Source organism: Streptomyces sp. NPDC006339 (assembly GCF_040612775.1).
Lineage (GTDB): Bacteria > Actinomycetota > Actinomycetes > Streptomycetales > Streptomycetaceae > Streptomyces.
On the sequence record NZ_JBEXQW010000057.1, the window covers coordinates 1 to 18856 of the forward strand.

An 18856-nucleotide genomic window follows, 5' to 3' on the forward strand; every position below is an offset into this window, starting at 1 on the left:
GCCAGGTCGTCGTCGACCACGCCTATGTCCGGGGCTGGCGGCCCGCCCGACTGGCCGCCGGCCTGCAGATCAGCCACAAGCCCCCGAGGAACGCCGGGCCGGTCATCAGCAGTTGATCCCCTACCTGCTGCACCAGGTGATGCTGCGCCGCTCCGACCCGCGTGACGACCTGATCTCCATGATGGCCACGTACCGGGTCGGCGGGCGGCTGCTCCCGGTCGAGGACGTCGTGCTCAACCTGGACAACATCGTCGTCGGCGGGGTCCAGACCGTCCGCCACACGGCCGCCATGGGACTGCACACCCTGGTGCAACGCCCCGACCTGTGGCGGAAGTTGCAGCGCGGCGAGGTGTCCATGGACTCCGCCGTGGACGAGCTGCTGCGCTGGACCTCGGTCGGCCTGCACACCCTGCGCACCGCCACCCGGGACATCGAGCTCGGCGGGCGGGACATCCGGCGCGGCGACCGGGTCGCGGTGTGGGTCTGGTCCGCCAACCGCGACCCGGACGCCTTCGACCGGCCCGAGGAGATCCTGCTCGACCGCTCGCCCAACAAGCACCTCGCCCTCGGCCTGGGCGCCCACTACTGCATCGGCGCGCCGCTGGCCAAGGCCGAGCTGAGCGCGCTGTACGCCGCCGCGCTGGAGAAGGCGGCCGTCATCGAGCCGACCGGCCCCGTCCGCTACAACCGCTCGATCATCAACTTCGGCCTGGACCACTTCCCGGTCCGCCTCACCCCCAGGTGACCCGTCCCGCCCGCGCCTTCCGCGCCTCCCGCACCGCCCGGGCCCGCCCGCGCGGCAGCGCCGTAACTGCCGCTCACCTGCCGTCCCTTGTGCCGCTCGCGCCCGTCCGCCGCGCCTACCTTCGAATCACACCCCAAGGCACCTCTCACCCACGGAGACCACCATGAGCAACCCGTTCGAGGACGACAACGCCGGCTACCTGGTCCTGGTCAACGACGAGAACCAGCACTCGCTCTGGCCGGTCTGGATCGACGTGCCGGCCGGCTGGACCACCGTCCACGGCGAGGCGCCGCGCCAGGAGTGCCTCGACTGGATCGAGGCCAACTGGACCGACATCCGCCCGGCGAGCCTGCTCGCCACCCTCGACCAGCGGTGAGCGCCGCGATGCCGACCTGGGAGCTGAACCCCGGCCGCCCGGCCCTCACCCACGCGCCGGCGGGCACCGACCTCGCCGACGCCTGCGCGTGGCTGCGCGAGAACGAGACGGCGCTGACCGCCGCCCTGCACGAGCACGGCACGCTCTTCCTGCGTGGCCTGCCGGTGACGACGAGCGCGGACGTGGCCGCCGTCCGCGACGTACTGATCCCCGAGCCCACCCCGTACCGGGAGAAGGCCACCCCGCGCAGCGACTTCGGGGACGGCGTCTTCTCGTCCACCGACCTGCCGCCCGCCCAGTCGATCCGGATGCACAACGAGAACAGCTACACGCTGACCTTCCCCGGGCGGCTGCTCTTCGCCTGCCTGACCGCCCCCGAGGCGGGCGGCGCCACGCCGACCGCCGACGTCCGCAAGGTGCTGGCCGGGCTCCCCGACCACCTGGTGGAGCGGGGCCGGTCCTCCGGCTGGACCCTCACCCGGAACTACTCGGACTACGTCTCGCTCGGCTGGCGCACCGCCTTCGGCACCGAGGACCGCGCCGACGTCGAGGCGTACTGCCGGGAGAACGGCATCGCCTGGGAGTGGCGGCCGGACGGCAATCTGCGCACCAGCCAGCTCCGTTCGGCCACCGTCCACCACCCGCACACGGGCGAGGAGGTCTGGTTCAACCACCTGGCCTTCTGGAACGAGTGGTCGCTCGACCCGGACATCCGGGAGGCCATGGTCGAGGAGTTCGGACCGGACGGCCTGCCGTTCAACACCGGCCTCGGTGACGGCGAGCCGCTGACCCGGGAGGACGTGGACGCCCTCAACGCGGCCTACGACGCCGCCACCGTACGCGAGACCTGGCAGGCCGGCGACGTGATGCTGGTCGACAACGTGCTCTGCGCGCACGGCCGCGACCCGTACCGCGGCGACCGGAAGATCGCCGTCGCGATGGGCCGCCCCGTCGGCCTCCTGGACTGCCGGCCCACGGTGCGCCCCACCGCCGCGGTCCCCGCCTGAGGCAACCCGTCCCCATCCACGCCGTGACGTGAGCAGAGGAAGCACCGTGATCCCGGTTTCGTACGCACAACAGCGTCTCTGGCTGATCGACCAGATCGAAGGGCCGACCGCGCTCTACAACCTGCCGTTCGCGGTCCGCCTGCGCGGCGCGCTCGACACGGCGGCCCTGCGGGCCGCGACGGCGGACGTGGTCGCCCGGCACGAGATCCTGCGCACGGTGTTCCCGGTGGTCGGGGGAGTGCCGGTGCAGCGGATCCTGTCGTCCGTGGAGGCGGCGACCGCCCTCGCTTTCGCGACGGTGGACTGCGCGCCGGACGACTACCCCGCCCTGCGGGACCGGGCCGCCGCCCGCACCTTCGACCTGAGTGCCGAACCGCCCCTCCGGGTCACGGTCTTCTCGCTCACCGACACCGACACCGACACCGACACCGACGCCGACGCCGCCCCGCCCGGCCCCGGGCCGGCGGCCGAGACCGCCCCCGAGCACGTCCTGCTCCTTGTGCTCCACCACATCGCCGGCGACGGCTGGTCCCTCGGCCCGCTGCTGCGCGACCTCGCCACCGCCTACACCGCCCGCCTCGAAGGCCGCGCCCCCGACGGGGAGCCGCTGCCGGTCCAGTACGCCGACTACACGCTCTGGCAGCGCGAACTGCTCGGCGAGGAGACCGACCCCGACAGCCTGATGAGCCGTCAACTCACCTACTGGCGCCAAGCCCTGTCCGGACTGCCGGAGGAGCTGGAGCTGCCGGTGGACCGGCCACGGCCGCCCGCGCCGACCGGCGCCGCCGACGCCGTCCCGTTCGCCTACGGTTCCGATCTGCACGCCGCCCTCGCCGACCTGGCCCGCCGCCACCGCACCACCCTCTTCTCCGTCCTGCGGGCCGGCCTCGCCGCGCTCTTCACCCGGCTCGGCGCCGGCACCGACATCCCGCTCGGCACCGGTGTGGCCGGCCGCTCCGACGAGGCCCTGAACGACCTGGTCGGCTTCTTCGTCAACACCCTCGTGCTCCGCACCGACACCTCCGGCGACCCGTCCTTCGCCACCCTCCTCGGCCGCGTGCGGGAGGACCAGCTCGACGCCTTCGCCCACCAGGACGTGCCCTTCGAGCGGCTCGTCGAGGAGGTCAACCCGGCCCGCGTCCTCGGCCGCCACCCGCTCTTCCAGACCCTGCTCGTGCTGCAGAACCACGAGGAGGGCGAACTCGGCCTGCCCGGCCTGGAGTCGGCGCCCGAACCGCTCGGCCTGCGGGTCGCCAAATTCGACCTCAACATCGGCATCACCGAGCGGCACGACCCCGACGGCACCCCCGCCGGACTCACCGGATCGGTCGAATACGCCGCCGACCTCTACGACCGCGCCACCGTCACCGCCCTCGTCGCACGCCTCGGCCGCCTCCTCACCGCCGCGGCCGCCGACCCCGAGGCACCGATCGGCGCCCTCGACATCCTCGCCCCCGAGGAGCACGCCCGCCTGCGCGAGGAGTGGAACGCCACCGCCGCGCCCGTACCGCTCGGCTCGCTCCCGCAACTGTTCGAGGCCCAGGCCGCCCGCACCCCCGAGGCCGTCGCCCTCGCCCACGACGCCGGCACCGTCTCGTACGCCGAGCTCGACGCCCGCGCGAACCGCCTCGCCCACCACCTGATCGCCTCGGGCGTCGGACCGGAGTCCCCGGTCGCCCTGCTGATGGAGCGCTCGGTCGACCTGGTCGTCGCCACCCTGGCCGTGCTCAAGGCCGGCGGCTGCTACGTCCCGATGCACGCGAGCCTGCCGCCGGAGCGGATGGCAGCGCTGCTCACCGACACCGCCGCCCCGGTCCTCCTCACCGACCGCGCCGACCCCGGCTTCCCGCACACCGCCGTCGTGGTCCGCCCCGGCGACGAGACGGCCGCCCCCGACCACGCCCCCGGCCTGCGCGTCCACCCCGACCGGCTCGCCTACGTGATGTTCACCTCCGGCTCCACCGGCACCCCCAAGGGCGTCGCGGTCCGCCACCGCGACGTCGTCGACCTCGCCGCCGACCGCCGCTGGCGCGACGGACGGCACGAGCGGATCCTGCTGCACTCCCCGCACGCCTTCGACGCCGCCACCTACGAGCTGTGGACGCCGCTGCTGTCCGGCGGCACCGTGGTCGTCGCCCCGCCCGGCACCCTGGACGCCGCCGCTCTGCACGCCGTCGTCACCCGGCACCGGGTCACCGCCGTCTTCCTCACCAAGGCCCTCTTCGACCTGGTCGCCGAGCAGAGCCCGGAGACCTTCCGCGCCCTGCGGACCGTCTGCACCGGCGGCGAGGCCGCCTCCGGCAGCCTGATGCGACGCGTCCTCGACCACTGCCCCGACCTGCTGCTCGCCCATGTCTACGGGCCGACCGAGGCCACCACCTTCGCCACCCACCACCCCCTCGCCGCCGCCGACCTGACCGGCCCCCGGCCCCCGATCGGCGGCCCCCTCGACAACATGCGCGCCCATGTCCTCGACGCCCGGCTGCGCCCCGTCCCGCCCGGCGTCCCAGGCGAGCTGTACGTGGCGGGGACCGGCCTGGCCCGGGGCTACTGGCGCCGGGCCGCGCTGACCGCCGAACGCTTCGTCGCCGACCCGTACGCCGAAGGACAGCGGATGTACCGCACCGGCGACCTGGTCCGCCGCCGGGCCGACGGCGCCGTCGAGTTCCTCGGCCGGATCGACGGACAGGTCAAGCTGCGCGGCTTCCGGATCGAGCCGGGCGAGATCGAGGCCGTGCTCTCCCGCCACCCCGCGGTCCGCCAGGTCATCGTCGTGCCCCGCGAGGACCGCCCCGGCGACATCCGGCTGGTCGGCTACTGCGCGGTGCTCGACTCCGTACAGCAGGAGAATCCCGAACTCGCCGCCGAGCTACGGAGGTTCGCCGCCGACACCCTGCCCGGCTACATGGTCCCCTCGGCCGTGGTCGTGCTGCCCGCCCTGCCGCTCAACGCCAACGGCAAGGTCGACCGGCGGGCGCTGCCCGCCCCCGAGCGGACCACCGACACCTCCGGCCGCGCCCCGCGCGACGCACGCGAACGCGCCCTGTGCGCACTCTTCGGCGAGATCCTCGGCATCGACGACCTCACCATCGACGACGACTTCTTCGAGCTGGGCGGCCACTCCCTCCTCGCCACCCGCCTGGTCGGCCGGGCCCGCGCCGAACTCGGCGCCGAACTCGCCATCGGCGACCTCTTCCGGGCCCCCACCGTCGCCGCACTCGCCACCCTGCTGGCCACCGGCCCGGCCCGGCCCGCGCTGCGCCCCGAACCCCGGCCCGAGCGGCTGCCGGTCTCCTTCGCCCAGCACCGGCTGTGGTTCCTCGGCCGGGCCGAGGGACCCTCCGCCACGTACAACATCACCCTCGCCCTCCGGCTGACCGGCCCGCTGGACACCCGCGCCCTGGAACAGGCGCTCGGCGACGTCGTCGCCCGCCACGAGTCGCTGCGCACCGTCTTCGACGAGCACGACGGCGTCCCGTACCAGCGGATCCTGCCCGCGCCCCCCGCCCCGCTGCTCACCGTCACCGACCGCCCGGTGGGGGAGCTCACCGGCCACACCTTCGACCTCGCCGCCGACCTCCCGCTGCATGCCTACCTGCGCCCGGAGCCGGCCGCGTCGCCCGACGGGCCCGACGAGCACGTCCTGCTCCTGGTGCTGCACCACATCGCCGGCGACGGCTGGTCCCTGCGGCCGCTGTTCCGCGACCTCGCCGACGCCTACACCGCCCGGCTCGGCGGCGAGCGGCCGCCGTGGGAGCCGCTGCCCGTGCAGTACGCCGACCACACCCTCTGGCAGCAGCGGCTGCTCGGCGCGGACACCGACCCGGGGTCCGAACTCTCCCGGCAGCTCGCCCACTGGCGCGAGGCCCTGGCCGGGCTCCCGGACGAGCTGCCGCTGCCGCTCGACCGCCCCCGCCCGGCGGTCGCGAGCCACCGGGGCGACGTCGTCCCGCTGGAACTCGACGCGGACCTCCACGCACGGCTCGCCGAGCTGGCCGGCGCGCACGGCGCCACCCTCTTCATGGTCCTCCAGGCCGCCTACGCCGCCCTCCTGCACCGCTTCGGCGCCGGCGAGGACCTGCCGATCGGCACCCCGCTGGCCGGCCGACTCGACCCGGCCCTCGACGAGCTGGTCGGCTTCTTCGCCGGCACCCTCGTGCTGCGCACCGACCTCACCGGCCGGCCCACCTTCGCCGAACTCCTCGCCCGGGTACGGGAGATCGACCTGGCCGCCTACGCGCACCAGGACGTGCCGTTCGAGCGGCTCGTCGAGGAGCTCAACCCGGCCCGCTCGCTGGCCCGGCACCCGCTCTTCCAGGTGATGATCGCCTTCGACAACACGGCGGGCGGCGTCCCCGAACTCCCCGGCACCCACACCGCCTACGAGCCGCTCGGCCTGCCCACCACCGCCTTCGACCTCACCCTCAACCTCTCCGAACGCCACCACCCCGACGGCACCCCGGCCGGCCTCGAAGGCGGCCTGGAGTTCGCCACCGACCTGTTCGACCGCACCACCGCCGAGCGGCTCGCCGACGCCCTGCTCCTGATCCTGGCCCAGGCCGCCGACGACCCGCACCGCCCGGTCACCGAGCTCGACATCCTGGGCGAGGCCGGCCGCGCCGCGCTGGCCGCCTGGCACGACACCGCCCGCCCCGGCCCGGAGACCCCCGGCCCGGACGTCCTCGTGCCGGCCGCCTTCACCGACCAGGTGACCGCGACCCCGCACGACACCGCCCTCGTCTTCGCCGGGACCCGCTGGACCTACGCCGAGCTCGACGCCCGCGCCAACCGGCTCGCGCACGGTCTGATCGCCTCCGGCGTCGGCCCGGAGGACGTGGTCGCGCTCGCCCTGCCCCGCTCCGCGGAGACCGTCGTCGCCGTGCTCGCCGTCCTCAAGGCCGGCGCCGCCTTCCTGCCGCTGGACGCCGCCCACCCCCTCGACCGCCTCACCCACATGCTCGCCGACGCCCGCCCGGCGGCCGTGCTCACCGGCACCGGCTGGCCCCTCCCCGAAGCGTGGGAGGACCTCGACGGCCCGGTCGTCCTGGACGTCGACGAGCGGACCTGGGCCGGGCAGCCCGCCGAGGCCCCGCCCGTACGGCTCACCCCGTCCCACGCCGCGTACGTCATCTACACCTCCGGCTCCACCGGCCGCCCCAAGGGCGTCGTGGTGCGCCACGGCGGACTCGCCCACCTCCTCGCCTTCCACCGAGGCGAGACCATCGCCGCCGCCCGGCAGGCCCACCCGGGCCGGCGGTTCAGATTCGCCCAGACCGCCTCCTTCTCCTTCGACACGGCCCTCGAATCGCTGCTCTGGATGATCGCCGGCCACGAACTCCACCTCCTCGACGACGACACGCGCCGCGACGCCGCCGCGATCGTCCGCCACGCCGAGGACACCGGCGCCGACATCCTCGACGTCACCCCCGGCCAGGCCGAGCGGCTGATCGAGGAGGGCCTGCTCGACCGCTGCCCGCCCGCCCTCCTCATGGTCGGCGGCGAAGCCTTCGGACAGAGCCTCTGGACCACCCTCACCGCCGCCCCCGACACCGTCGTGCTCAACATGTACGGCCCCACCGAGTGCACCGTCGACGCGCTGCACCACCGCCTCTCCGGCGACCCGCGCCCGCTCATCGGCCGCCCGCTGCCCCGGCTCCGCGCCCACGTCCTGGACGCCGGCCTGCGGCCCGTCCCGCCCGGCGTCCCCGGCGAGCTGTACCTGAGCGGCGCCGGCCTCGCCCGCGGCTACCTCGGCCGCCCCGCGCTCACCGCCGAACGCTTCGTCGCCGACCCCTTCGCGTCCGGCGAGCGGATGTACCGCACCGGTGACCTCGCCCGCCGCCGCCCGGACGGCCGGGTCGAGTACCTGGGCCGCACCGACCACCAGGTCAAGGTGCGCGGCTTCCGGATCGAGCTCGGCGAGATCGAGGCCGTCCTCACCGCCCACCCCGACGTCCTCCGGGCCGCCGTGCTGCCGGTCGACGAGAACGCGGCCGGCACCGGCACCCGCCTGGCCGCGTACGTCGTCACCCGCACCCCGCTCGACCCGGCCGCGCTGCGCACCCACACGGCCGCCACCCTCCCCGACCACATGGTCCCCGCCGCCTTCGTCACCCTCGACGCGCTGCCGCTCACCGTCAACGGCAAGCTCGACCGGTCCGCGCTGCCCGCCCCCGACTTCGCGGCGGCCACCGGCGGCGGCCGTGCGGCCCGTACGGCACCCGAGGAGATCCTCTGCGGCCTCTTCGGCGACGTGCTCGGCCTGACCGGGCCGGTCTCGATCGACGACGACTTCTTCGCCCTCGGCGGCCACTCGCTCCTCGCCACCCGACTGCTCAGCCGGGTCCGCGCCGCGCTCGGCGCCGAACTCGGCATCCGGGACGTCTTCGAGGCGCCGACCGTGGCCGGCCTGGCCCAGCGGCTCGACGGCGCCGGGGCACGGCTCGCGCTGACCGCCGGCGAACGCCCCGAGCGCCTGCCGCTCTCCTTCGCCCAGCGGCGACTCTGGCTGATCGACCGCATGGAGGGGCCGAGCGCGCTCTACAACATGCCGCTCGCGCTGCGCCTCACCGGCCCGCTCGACCCGGCCGCCCTCGAACGCGCCTTCGGCGACGTGGTCGTACGGCACGAGATCCTCCGTACCGTCATCGCCGAGCGGGACGGCGAACCCCACCAGCTCGTCCTCGACCCCGCCGACGCCCTGCCGCCCGTCGAGCGGCGCGACTGCGCACCCGACGCGGTGGACGCCGAGATCGACCGCGCCGCCCGCCGGCCCTTCGACCTGGCCGCCGAACCGCCCGTCCGGATCACCCTGCTCCAAGTCGCCCCGGAGGACCACGTCCTGATCCTCGCCCTCCACCACATCGTCGGCGACGGCTGGTCGATGGGCCCGCTGCTGCGCGACCTGGACGCCGCCTACACGGCCCGCCGCGACGGCGCCGCCCCGGAGTGGCAGCCACTGCCCGTGCAGTACGCCGACTACGCGCTCTGGCAGCGCGAACTCCTCGGCGACGAGGACGACCCGGACAGCCTGGCCTCCCGCCAGCTCGCCTACTGGCGCGACACCCTCGCCGACCTCCCCGAAGAGCTGACGCTCCCCGTCGACCGCCCGCGCGGAGCCCGCGCCGACCACCGAGGCGACCGCGTCGCCCTGCCCATCGACGCCGCACTCCACCGCTCGCTCGTCACGCTGTCCCGCGAGCACCGCGTCACCCTGTTCATGACCTTCCAGGCGGCGCTCGCCGCGCTGCTCACCCGGCTCGGCGCCGGAACCGACGTACCGATCGGCTCGGTCGTCGCCGGACGCTCGGACGAGGCACTGGACGACCTGGTCGGCTTCTTCGTCAACACCCTCGTGCTGCGCACCGACACCTCCGGCGACCCGACCTTCGCCGAACTCCTCCACCGCGTCCGCGAGACCGGCCTCGGCGCCTACGCCCACCAGGACGTGCCCTTCGAGCGGCTCGTCGAGGAGCTCAACCCGGCCCGCTCTCCCGCCCGTCACCCCCTCTTCCAGGTGGCGATGGTCCTCCAGTCCAACGCCGGGGCCGACACGGCACCGGCCGGGCTGCGCGCCGAGGCGCTGCCGGCGGACACCGGGGTCGCCAAATTCGACCTCAACGTGACCCTCGAGGAGTTCTTCGACGCCGACGGCGCACCCGCCGGCCTGGACTGCGCGATCGACTTCGCCACCGACCTGTTCGACCGGGAGACCGTCGAGTCCCTCGCCGCCCGCTTCGGCCGGCTCCTCACGATCGTGACGGACCGGCCCGACCAGCGGATCGGCCGCGCCGACCTGCTGGCGCGGGACGAGCGCGCCCAACTCCTCGGCGGACACCGGCCGCTGGCCACCGCACCGCCGCTCGTCCCGGCCGCCTTCGCGGACCGGGCGGCGGCCACGCCGGACCTCACGGCCCTGGTGTGCGCGGAGACGCGGCTGAGCTACGCGGAGCTCGACGCCCGCGCCAACCGGCTCGCCCACGGTCTGATCGCCTCCGGCGTCGGCCCGGAGGACGTCGTCGCGCTCGCCCTGCCCCGCTCCGCGGAGACGGTGGTCGCCCTGCTCGCCGTCCTCAAGGCCGGTGCCGTGGTCCTGCCGCTGGACGCCTCCTACCCCCGGGAGCGCACCGCCCACATGCTGGCCGACGCCCGCCCGGCGGCCGTGCTCACCGGCACCGGCTGGCCCCTCCCCGAAGCCTGGGAGGCGCTGGACGGTCCGGTCGTCCTGGACGTCGACGAGCGGGCCTGGGCCGACCGGCCCGCCGAGGCCCCGCCCGTACGGATCGAACCGTCCCAGGCCGCCTACGTCATCTACACCTCCGGCTCCACCGGCCGCCCCAAGGGTGTCGTGGTGAGCCACGGCTCGATCGCCGCCCTGCTGGCCGCCCACCGGGCCGAGACCTTCGGCGAGCCCGAGCGGGCCCACGGCCGGATGCGCGCCGCGCTCACCGCCTCGCTCTGCTTCGACGCCTCCTGGAACGGCCTGCTGTGGATGGTCGCCGGCCACGAACTGCACCTCATCGGCGAAGACCGGCGCCGCGACCCCGCCGCCCTGGTCCGGCACCTCCGTACGGCCGGCGTCGACGCCGTCCAGTTCACCCCCAGCTACGCCGAACAGCTCATCGAACACGGCCTGTTGGAGGAGCCGGCACCGCGCGTGGTGCTGCTCGGCGGCGAGGCGGTCGGCCAGGCGCTGTGGAACCGCCTGCGCGAGGCGGCCCCGGCCACCACCGGCCACAACCTCTACGGCCCCACCGAATGCACCGTCGACACCCTGCTCCAGGCGTACGCCGACGTGGAGCGCCCCACCCTGGGCCACACCGTCCTCGGCACCCGCGCCCACGTCCTGGACGAGCACCTCAACCCGGTGCCCGTCGGCGTGCCCGGCGAGCTCTACCTGAGCGGCGCCGGCCTGGCCCGCGGCTACCTCGGGCGGCCTGCCCTCACCGCCGAGCGGTTCGTCGCCGACCCGTACGTCCCCGGGGCCCGGATGTACCGCACGGGTGACCTGGTCCGCCGCGCCCGGGACGGCCGGATCGACTATCTGGGCCGCACCGACCACCAGGTCAAGATCCGGGGGTTCCGCATCGAACCCGGCGAGATCGAGGAGGTGCTCGCCCGGCACCCGGCCGTCCGCCAGGCCGTGGTCACGCCGCACGAGAGCCCGGACGGCGACCGCCGCCTGGTCGCCCACTGCGCGGTCGGCACGCCCGGCCCCGAACTCGCCCTCGAACTGCGGAGGTTCGTGGCGGAGACGCTGCCCGCCTCCATGGTCCCGGCCGCCGTCGTCACCCTCGACACGCTGCCGCTCACCGGCAGCGGCAAGATCGACCGGCGCGCCCTGCCCGCCCCCGACTTCCAGCTCTTCACCGGCGGCCGGGCCGCCCGCACGGCCCGCGAGCACCTCCTCGGCGACGTGTTCGGCGAGGTGCTCGGCCTGACCGGGCCGGTCTCGATCGACGACGACTTCTTCGCCCTCGGCGGGCACTCCCTGCTCGCCATGAAGCTGGTCAGCCGGGTCCGCACGGTGTTCGCGGCCGAGATCGGCGTCCGGGACGTCTTCGAGGCCCCCACGGTTGCCGGTCTGGCCCAGCGGCTCGACGGCGCCGGGGCGCGGCTCGCGCTGACGGCCGGCGAGCGACCGGAGCGCCTGCCGCTCTCCTTCGCCCAGCGGCGGCTCTGGCTGATCGACCGCATGGAGGGCCCCAGCGCGCTCTACAACCTCCCGCTAGCCCTGCGCGTCACCGGCCCGCTCGACCCGGCCGCCCTCCAACGCGCCCTCGGCGACCTGGTCGTACGCCACGAGATCCTGCGCACCGTCATCGCCGAGCAGGACGGCGAACCCCGGCAGCGGATCCTCCCGCCCGCCGAGGCCCCGATCACCTTCGACCACCGCACCACCCCGCCCACCGACCCGGCGGCCGCCCTGGCCGAGTGTGCCGCGATCCCCTTCGACCTGGCAGGCGAACTCCCCGTACGCGCCCACCTGTTCCCGCTCGACGGCGACGCGCACCTGCTCCTCCTCGTCCTGCACCACATCGCCGGCGACGGCTGGTCCATGGACCCGCTGCTGCGCGACCTGGCCGCCGCCTACGCCGCCCGCCGCGACGGCGCCGCACCGGAGTGGCAGCCGCTGCCCGTCCAGTACGCCGACTACGCGCTCTGGCAGCGCGAGCTGCTCGGCGACGAGGACGACCCGGACAGCATCGCCTCGCGCCAGCTCGCCTACTGGCGCGAGGCCCTGGCCGGCCTCCCGGAGGAGCTGGCCCTGCCGCTGGACCGCCCCCGGCGGGCGGACAACGGCCACCGCGGCGACCGTGTCGTCCTCCCGCTCGGCGCCGCACTCCACCGCTCGCTCGTCGACGTGTCGCGCGAGCACCGCGTCACCCTGTTCATGACCCTTCAGGCCGGCCTCGCCGCGCTGCTCACCCGGCTCGGCGCCGGAACCGACGTACCGATCGGCTCGGTCGTCGCCGGACGCTCGGACGAGGCGCTCGACGACCTCGTGGGCTTCTTCGTCAACACGCTGGTGCTGCGCACCGATACCTCCGGCGACCCGACCTTCGCCGAACTCCTCCACCGCGTCCGCGAGACCCAACTCGACGCCCACGCCCACCAGGACGTGCCCTTCGAGCGCCTCGTCGAGGAGCTCAACCCGGCCCGCTCGGCGGTCCGGCACCCGCTCTTCCAGGTGATGCTGCTGCTCCAGGGGATGGGGCAGGGGGAGGGGAGGGGCGGGGCCGCGGACGGGGTGCTCGACCTGGCCGGCCTGACCGCCACCGTCGAACCGATCGGCGGGTACGCCGCCAAGTTCGACCTCTCCGTCGCCATGGGCGAGTCCTTCGACGCCGACGGCGCGCCCGCCGGACTGGAATGCGCGATCGACTTCGCCACCGACCTGTTCGACCGCGACACGGTGGCCTCCATGGCGGTCCGGCTCGGCCGCCTGCTGACGGAGGCGGCTGCCCGCCCCGACCGGCCGATCGGCGGGATCGACCTGCTCTCCGCCGACGAACGCGCCGAACTCCTGGGTGCGAGTGCGGTGTTGCCCGCGGACGTTCCGCTGCTGCCCGCCGCCTTCGCGGCCCAGGTGGCTCTCGCCCCGGACGCCACCGCCCTGGTCGCCGGGGACACCCGGCTCAGCCGGAGCGAGCTCGACGCCCGCGCGAACCGGCTCGCCCACCGTCTCACGGCGGCCGGTGCCGGCCCCGACTCGCTGGTCGCCCTCGCCCTGCCGCGCTCCGCCGAGAGCGTCATCGCCCTGCTCGCCGTCCTCAAGGCGGGCGCCGCCTCCCTCCCCCTCGACCCGGAGCACCCGTCCGACCGCACCGCCGCCATGCTGTCCGACGCCACGCCCACGGTGGTCGTGACGGCTGACGGCTGGCCACGCCCCGAACTGCTCACGGGCCTGCGCGTCCTGGACGTGGAAACGGACGGTCCTGCGGGGACGGCCGGGACCGCGGGGCTGGTCGGGACCGCGGGGCTGGTCGGCACCGCGGGGCTGGTCGGGGCCGCCGCGCCGGGCGGAACCGTGGGAGTCGTCGGGACCACGGGCCTGGTCGGGTCCCCGGTGAACGTCGAGACCGCCGAGCCGGACCGTCCCGGCCGGCCGGACGGGACCCCGGGGCTCGCCGGGAGCCCGGTGCTCATCGGGACCGCCGACCCGCGGCGCCCTGCCCAGCCGGGCGGGACCCCGGGGCTCGCCGGGAGCCCGGCGCCCATCGGGACCGCCGACGCGAACGGGAGCCCGGCGCCCATCGGGACCGCCCCGAGCGACCAGGTTGCCCCGGGCGGCGCAACCGCCCCGAGGGACGAGGCGGCGTACGGAACGCCCCCGGCCTTCACGGCCGTCCGCCCCACCGCCGCCTCCGACGCGGCCTACGTGATCTACACCTCCGGCTCCACCGGCCGCCCCAAGGGCGTCGTGGTGAGCCACGGCTCGATCGCCGCCCTGCTCGCCTCGCACCGCTCGCCGGCCGGCCCGATCGGCGCCACCGAGCGCGAGCACGGCGAGGGCCCGCGACGCGTCGCGCTCACCGCCTCGCTCTGCTTCGACGCCTCCTGGGACGGCCTGCTCTGGTTGATCGCCGGCCATGAGCTGCACCTCATCGGCGACGAGGTCCGCCGCGACGCCGCCGCGCTGGTCCGGCACATCCGGGCCGAGTCGCTCGACGTGGTCGAGGTGACGCCCTCGTACGCGGAACAGCTCATCGAACACGGGTTGTTGGAGGAGCCGGCGCCGCGCGTGGTGCTGCTCGGTGGTGAGGCGGTCGGCCAGGCGCTGTGGACCCGGCTGCGCGAGGCGGCCCCCGCGACCACCGCCCACAACCTCTACGGCCCCACCGAGTCCACCGTCGACGCGCTCACCCAGCCGTTCACCGCCACCGAGCGCCCGACCCTGGGCCGCACCGTCCTCGGCACCCGCGCCCACGTCCTGGACGAGCACCTGAACCCCGTACCGCCCGGCGTGCCCGGCGAGCTCTACCTGTCCGGCGCGGGGCTGGCCCGCGGCTACCTCGGCCGGCCGGCGCTGACCGCCGAGCGGTTCGTGGCCGACCCGTACGTCCCCGGGGCCCGGATGTACCGCACGGGCGACCTGGTCCGGCGCGGCCGCGACGGGGGACTCGACTATCTGGGCCGCACCGACGACCAGGTCAAGATCCGGGGCTTCCGGATCGAGCCCGGCGAGATCGAGCACGTCCTCACCCGCCATCCCCGGGTGCACGCCGCCGTCGTGACGGCCCACGAGGACGCCGCCGGCTCCGCCGGCCCCCGGCTGGTCGCCCATGTCGTGGCCGACGGCCTGCTCGACGATCCGCTCGACCCGGCCGAACTGCGCGCCTTCGCCGCCGAGTCGCTGCCCGGCCACATGCTCCCGGCCGCCTTCGTCCCGCTCGACGCGCTGCCCCTCATGGCCAGCGGCAAGGTCGACCGGCGCGCGCTCCCCGCCCCCGACTTCGCCTCCTCGACCGCCGGCCGCGCACCCCGGACGTCCCACGAGGAGCTGCTCTGCGGGCTCTTCGCCGAGGTCCTCGGCCTCCCGGGCCCGGTCTCGATCGACGACGGCTTCTTCGACCTCGGCGGCCACTCGCTCCTGGCGATGAAGCTGCTCGGCCGGATCCGTACCGCACTCGGCGCCGACCTCGGGATGCGGGCGCTCTTCGAAACCCCCACCGTGGCCGGTCTCGCCCGGCGCCTCGACATCGCCACGACGACGGCCGACGACACCCCCGGCCCCCACGACGGCCACGGTGCTCTCGACGTGTTGCTGCCGCTGCGCGCCGGAGGGACCAAGGCCCCGCTGTTCTGCGTCCACCCCGCCGCCGGCATCAGTTGGGTCTACTCCGGGCTGCTGCGCCACCTCGACCCGGATCGGCCGGTCCACGGCCTCCAGGCACGCGGACTGCGCGGGGGCTCCGCGTCCTCCGTCACCGAGATCGCCGAGGACTACGTACGGGAGATCCGCGCCGTGCAGCCGGAGGGGCCGTACCACCTGCTCGGCTGGTCCTTCGGCGGAGTCGTCGCCCAGGCGATGGCCGTCGCCCTCCGGGCGGCGGGCCAGGAGGTCGCCCTGCTCGCCCTCCTCGACGGCCTCCCGGCCGACCCGGCCCGGTACGCCGCCGCCGGCGGCCCGCCCTCCGACGACCCGGTCGACACCCTCGCCGAGCTGCTCGCCTCCCTCGGCCACGACCCCGCCGACGGGCGCGGCCAGGAGGAGCTCACCGCACTGCTCGGCGAGGCCGCCGGCGTCCTGCCCGACGTCTTCGAACAGCACCGCAAGCTGATGGCCGAGCACGTCCCGGACCGCTACCCGGGCGACGCCGTCTTCTTCGGCGCCACCCTCGACAAGCCCGCCGACTGGCCCTTCGCGGCGGCCTGGCGACCGTACGTCGACGGGCACGTCGAGGAGCACCGCATCCCCTGCACGCACGGCGCCATGACACGGCCGGAGCCCCTCGCGCGGATCGCCGCCGTGCTGGCCGAGAAGCTTGGAGAGTGACCCACGATGACCACCGCCTCCGTCGAGCCGCCGCCCCCCGTGCCCTCGTCCTCCCCGGAGCCCGACGCGCCGCGAAGGAGCCGCTGGGGCCTGTGGGCCCAAGGTGACTTCCGCAAGCTCTGGATCGGTGAGACGACCAGCGGCCTCGGCACCGCCGTCGGCAACGTCGCGCTTGCCCTGGTGGCCGTCGTCACCCTCGACGCGTCACCGTTCATGGTCGGCCTGCTGACCGCCTCCGCCTGGGTGCCGTGGCTCTTCCTCGGCCTGCTGGCCGGCGCCTGGGTGGACCGCTGGCCCCGGCTGAAGGTGATGCTGGTCTGCGACCTGCTCCTGCTGGTGCTGTTCGGCAGCGTGCCGGTGGCCGGCTGGCTCGGCCTGCTGACCATGGCCCAGTTGGTGGTGGTGGCGCTGCTGGCCGGCGCGGTCAAGGTGTTCCTGTCCACCGCGTACGGCGCCGTCCTGCCCTCGCTGGTCGCCAAACGGGACCTGCTGGAGGCCAACGTCAAGCTGCGCTCGGGGGACGCGGCGGCGGAGATCGCCGGCCCCGGCCTCGCCGGTGTGCTCGCCCAGGCGTTCGGCGCGGCGAGCGGCCTGCTCGCCGACGCGGCCACGTATCTGGTGTCGGCGCTCTTCCTGGGCTCCATCCGGGCCGAGGAGAAGCCGCCGCCGGTCTCCGAACGGCGGGGAATCCTGCGGGAGATCGGCGAGGGCGTCCGGTTCCTGGTGCGCGACCCGTACCTGCGGACGCTGGCGAGCTTCGCGGCCGTCGGCAATCTCGGCCTCAACGGCATCCAGGCCGTGCAGATGATCTTCCTGGTCCGCAGTGTGGGCGTGTCGCCCGGCGGCGTCGGGGCGGTGTTCGCGGTGGTGTCCATCGGCGGCCTGGCCGGCGCGGCGCTCGCCGGGCGGATCGCCCGCCGCTTCGGTACGGCACGCGGGCTGCTTCTCTGCGAGCTGGTGGGGGCGCCGTTCATCCTGCTCCTGCCGCTGGCGGGGGAGCGGCTGCCGCTGGCGGTGAGCGCGGTGGCGTGGTCGATCGCCGTCTGCGGTGTGATCGCCGGGAACGTCATCGCCGGCAGCTTCTACCAGGCGTACTGCCCGCCCGCCATGATCGGCCGCATCCGGGCCAGCGCCTCGACCGTCAACTTCAGCGCCATCCCCGTCGGGGCCCTGCTCGGCGGCTGGCTGGGCGAGGTGCTCGGCGCCCGCACCACCCTCTGGATCATGGCGAGCGTGCTGCTCTCGGCCGGTGCCGTCCTGCTGGCGAGCCCGTTGCGCCGACTGCGGAGCTTCCCCGACCGGCCCGCCGCCGCCTCCTCCTCCTGAACTCCTCCTGAACTCCTCCTCCCGAACCCCTCCTCCCCGCCGTCCGGTTCTTCTTCGGCGCCCGCATCCCGACCTCCCGGAGCCCTCCATGCACCGCACCGCCCGCCCGCGCCGCTTCCTCATGTGCCGTCCGACCCACTTCGAGGTCAGCTACGCGATCAACCCCTGGATGGACCCGGCCAAGCCCGTCGACACCGAGCTCGCCGTCGTCCAGTGGGAACGGCTCCACGAGCTGTACGTCGACCTCGGCCACCGCGTCGACCTGATCGACCCGCTGCCCGGCCTGCCCGACATGGTCTACGCGGCGAACGGCGCCACCGTCGTCGACGGCAAGGTGCTCGGCGCCCGCTTCCGCAACGCCGAGCGCGCCGCCGAGGGCCCCGCCTACCTGGAGTGGTTCCGGGCCCACGGCTTCCCCACCCACGACCCGGTCCACGTCAACGAGGGCGAGGGCGACCTGCTGCTCACCGGCAGCCATGTCCTCGCCGGGCGCGGATTCCGCAGCGACTCCGCGGGGCACGCCGAGGCCCAGGAGTTCTTCGGCCGCCCGGTGATCGGCCTCGACCTCGTCGACCCGCGCTTCTACCACCTCGACACCGCGCTCGGCGTGCTCGACACCGATCAGATCGCGTACTACCCCGGCGCGTTCTCGGCCGGCAGCCGGGCGGTGCTGCGACGGCTCTTCCCGGACGCGGTGCTCGTCGGGGAGGCGGACGCCGAGGCGTTCGGGCTCAACCTGATGAGCGACGGTCTGAACGTGGTGCTGCCGGAGGCCGCGACCGGGGTGGCGGCCCGCCTGCGCGAACGCGGCTTCCGGCCGATCGGGATGGACCTCTCCGAGCTGCTCAAGGGCGGCGGCAGCGTCAAGTGCTGCACCCTGGAGATCCGCGAGGCGGCCTGATCCCGTACGGGGTCCCTCTGACGTGGCCTCCGATCGACGCACCGGTCGACACACCGATCAACCCAGCCATCGACGCACCCGTCGACGCACCGGTCGACGCACCCGTCAACGCACCGATCAACGACGGCGATCGACGCACGGTGCTCGTGCGTCGATCGGCCGTTGAACGCGCCTTGCCATGGTGGTGCCATCAGCCCGGAGCACTCCGGGAAGCCCCGGAAAACCCCTTCCCACCAGGGAAGACGTCCTAGGGAGCAGTCATGGCGAAGCGTTCGATCACCCTCGGTGCCACCCGGATCCGCCTGACCGTCGCGGGCCTCGGCCTCGGCGCGGTGCTCGCCCTCGGCGCGGCGGGCACGGCGATGGCCGACGGTGTCGGCGGCACCGACCAGGGCGGGGCCGTCACCAGCACGGTGTCGACCCCGACCCCCACCCCGACCGACGACAAGGACTGGAACAGCACCGGCTCCTGAGCCGCCGCACCGCGAGCCCACTCCCGCGC

Annotated in this window: 7 protein-coding genes and 1 pseudogene; all 8 read left to right on the forward strand. The window is 74.9% G+C overall.

The window, feature by feature from the left end:
- Window positions 1-92, forward strand: a pseudogene (locus ABZ135_RS32950) (WhiB family transcriptional regulator); the annotation flags it as partial.
- Between the two features lie 20 nt (window positions 93-112).
- Window positions 113-745, forward strand: coding sequence for a cytochrome P450 (locus ABZ135_RS32955; protein ID WP_356701067.1), 633 nt, complete (start codon window positions 113-115; stop codon window positions 743-745).
- A gap of 163 nt (window positions 746-908) precedes the next feature.
- The gene (locus tag ABZ135_RS32960) at window positions 909-1121 is read left to right on the forward strand and encodes an MbtH family protein (protein WP_128984835.1); all 213 of its coding nucleotides are present in this window, start codon (window positions 909-911) and stop codon (window positions 1119-1121) included.
- 8 nt (window positions 1122-1129) lie between these two features.
- A complete protein-coding gene (locus ABZ135_RS32965) occupies window positions 1130-2128 on the forward strand; it encodes a TauD/TfdA family dioxygenase (protein WP_356701100.1) in 999 nt (332 codons plus the stop codon).
- 46 nt (window positions 2129-2174) lie between these two features.
- On the forward strand, window positions 2175-16127 hold the full coding sequence (locus ABZ135_RS32970; RefSeq protein ID WP_356701069.1) for an amino acid adenylation domain-containing protein: 13953 nt from the start codon (window positions 2175-2177) through the stop codon (window positions 16125-16127).
- Window positions 16128-16133: 6 nt separating this feature from the next.
- On the forward strand, window positions 16134-17453 hold the full coding sequence (locus ABZ135_RS32975; protein WP_356701071.1) for an MFS transporter: 1320 nt from the start codon (window positions 16134-16136) through the stop codon (window positions 17451-17453).
- A gap of 88 nt (window positions 17454-17541) precedes the next feature.
- The gene (gene ddaH, locus ABZ135_RS32980) at window positions 17542-18354 is read left to right on the forward strand and encodes a dimethylargininase (protein WP_356701072.1); all 813 of its coding nucleotides are present in this window, start codon (window positions 17542-17544) and stop codon (window positions 18352-18354) included.
- Between the two features lie 260 nt (window positions 18355-18614).
- Window positions 18615-18827, forward strand: coding sequence for a hypothetical protein (locus ABZ135_RS32985; protein ID WP_356701073.1), 213 nt, complete (start codon window positions 18615-18617; stop codon window positions 18825-18827).
- Window positions 18828-18856: the final 29 nt, after the last annotated feature.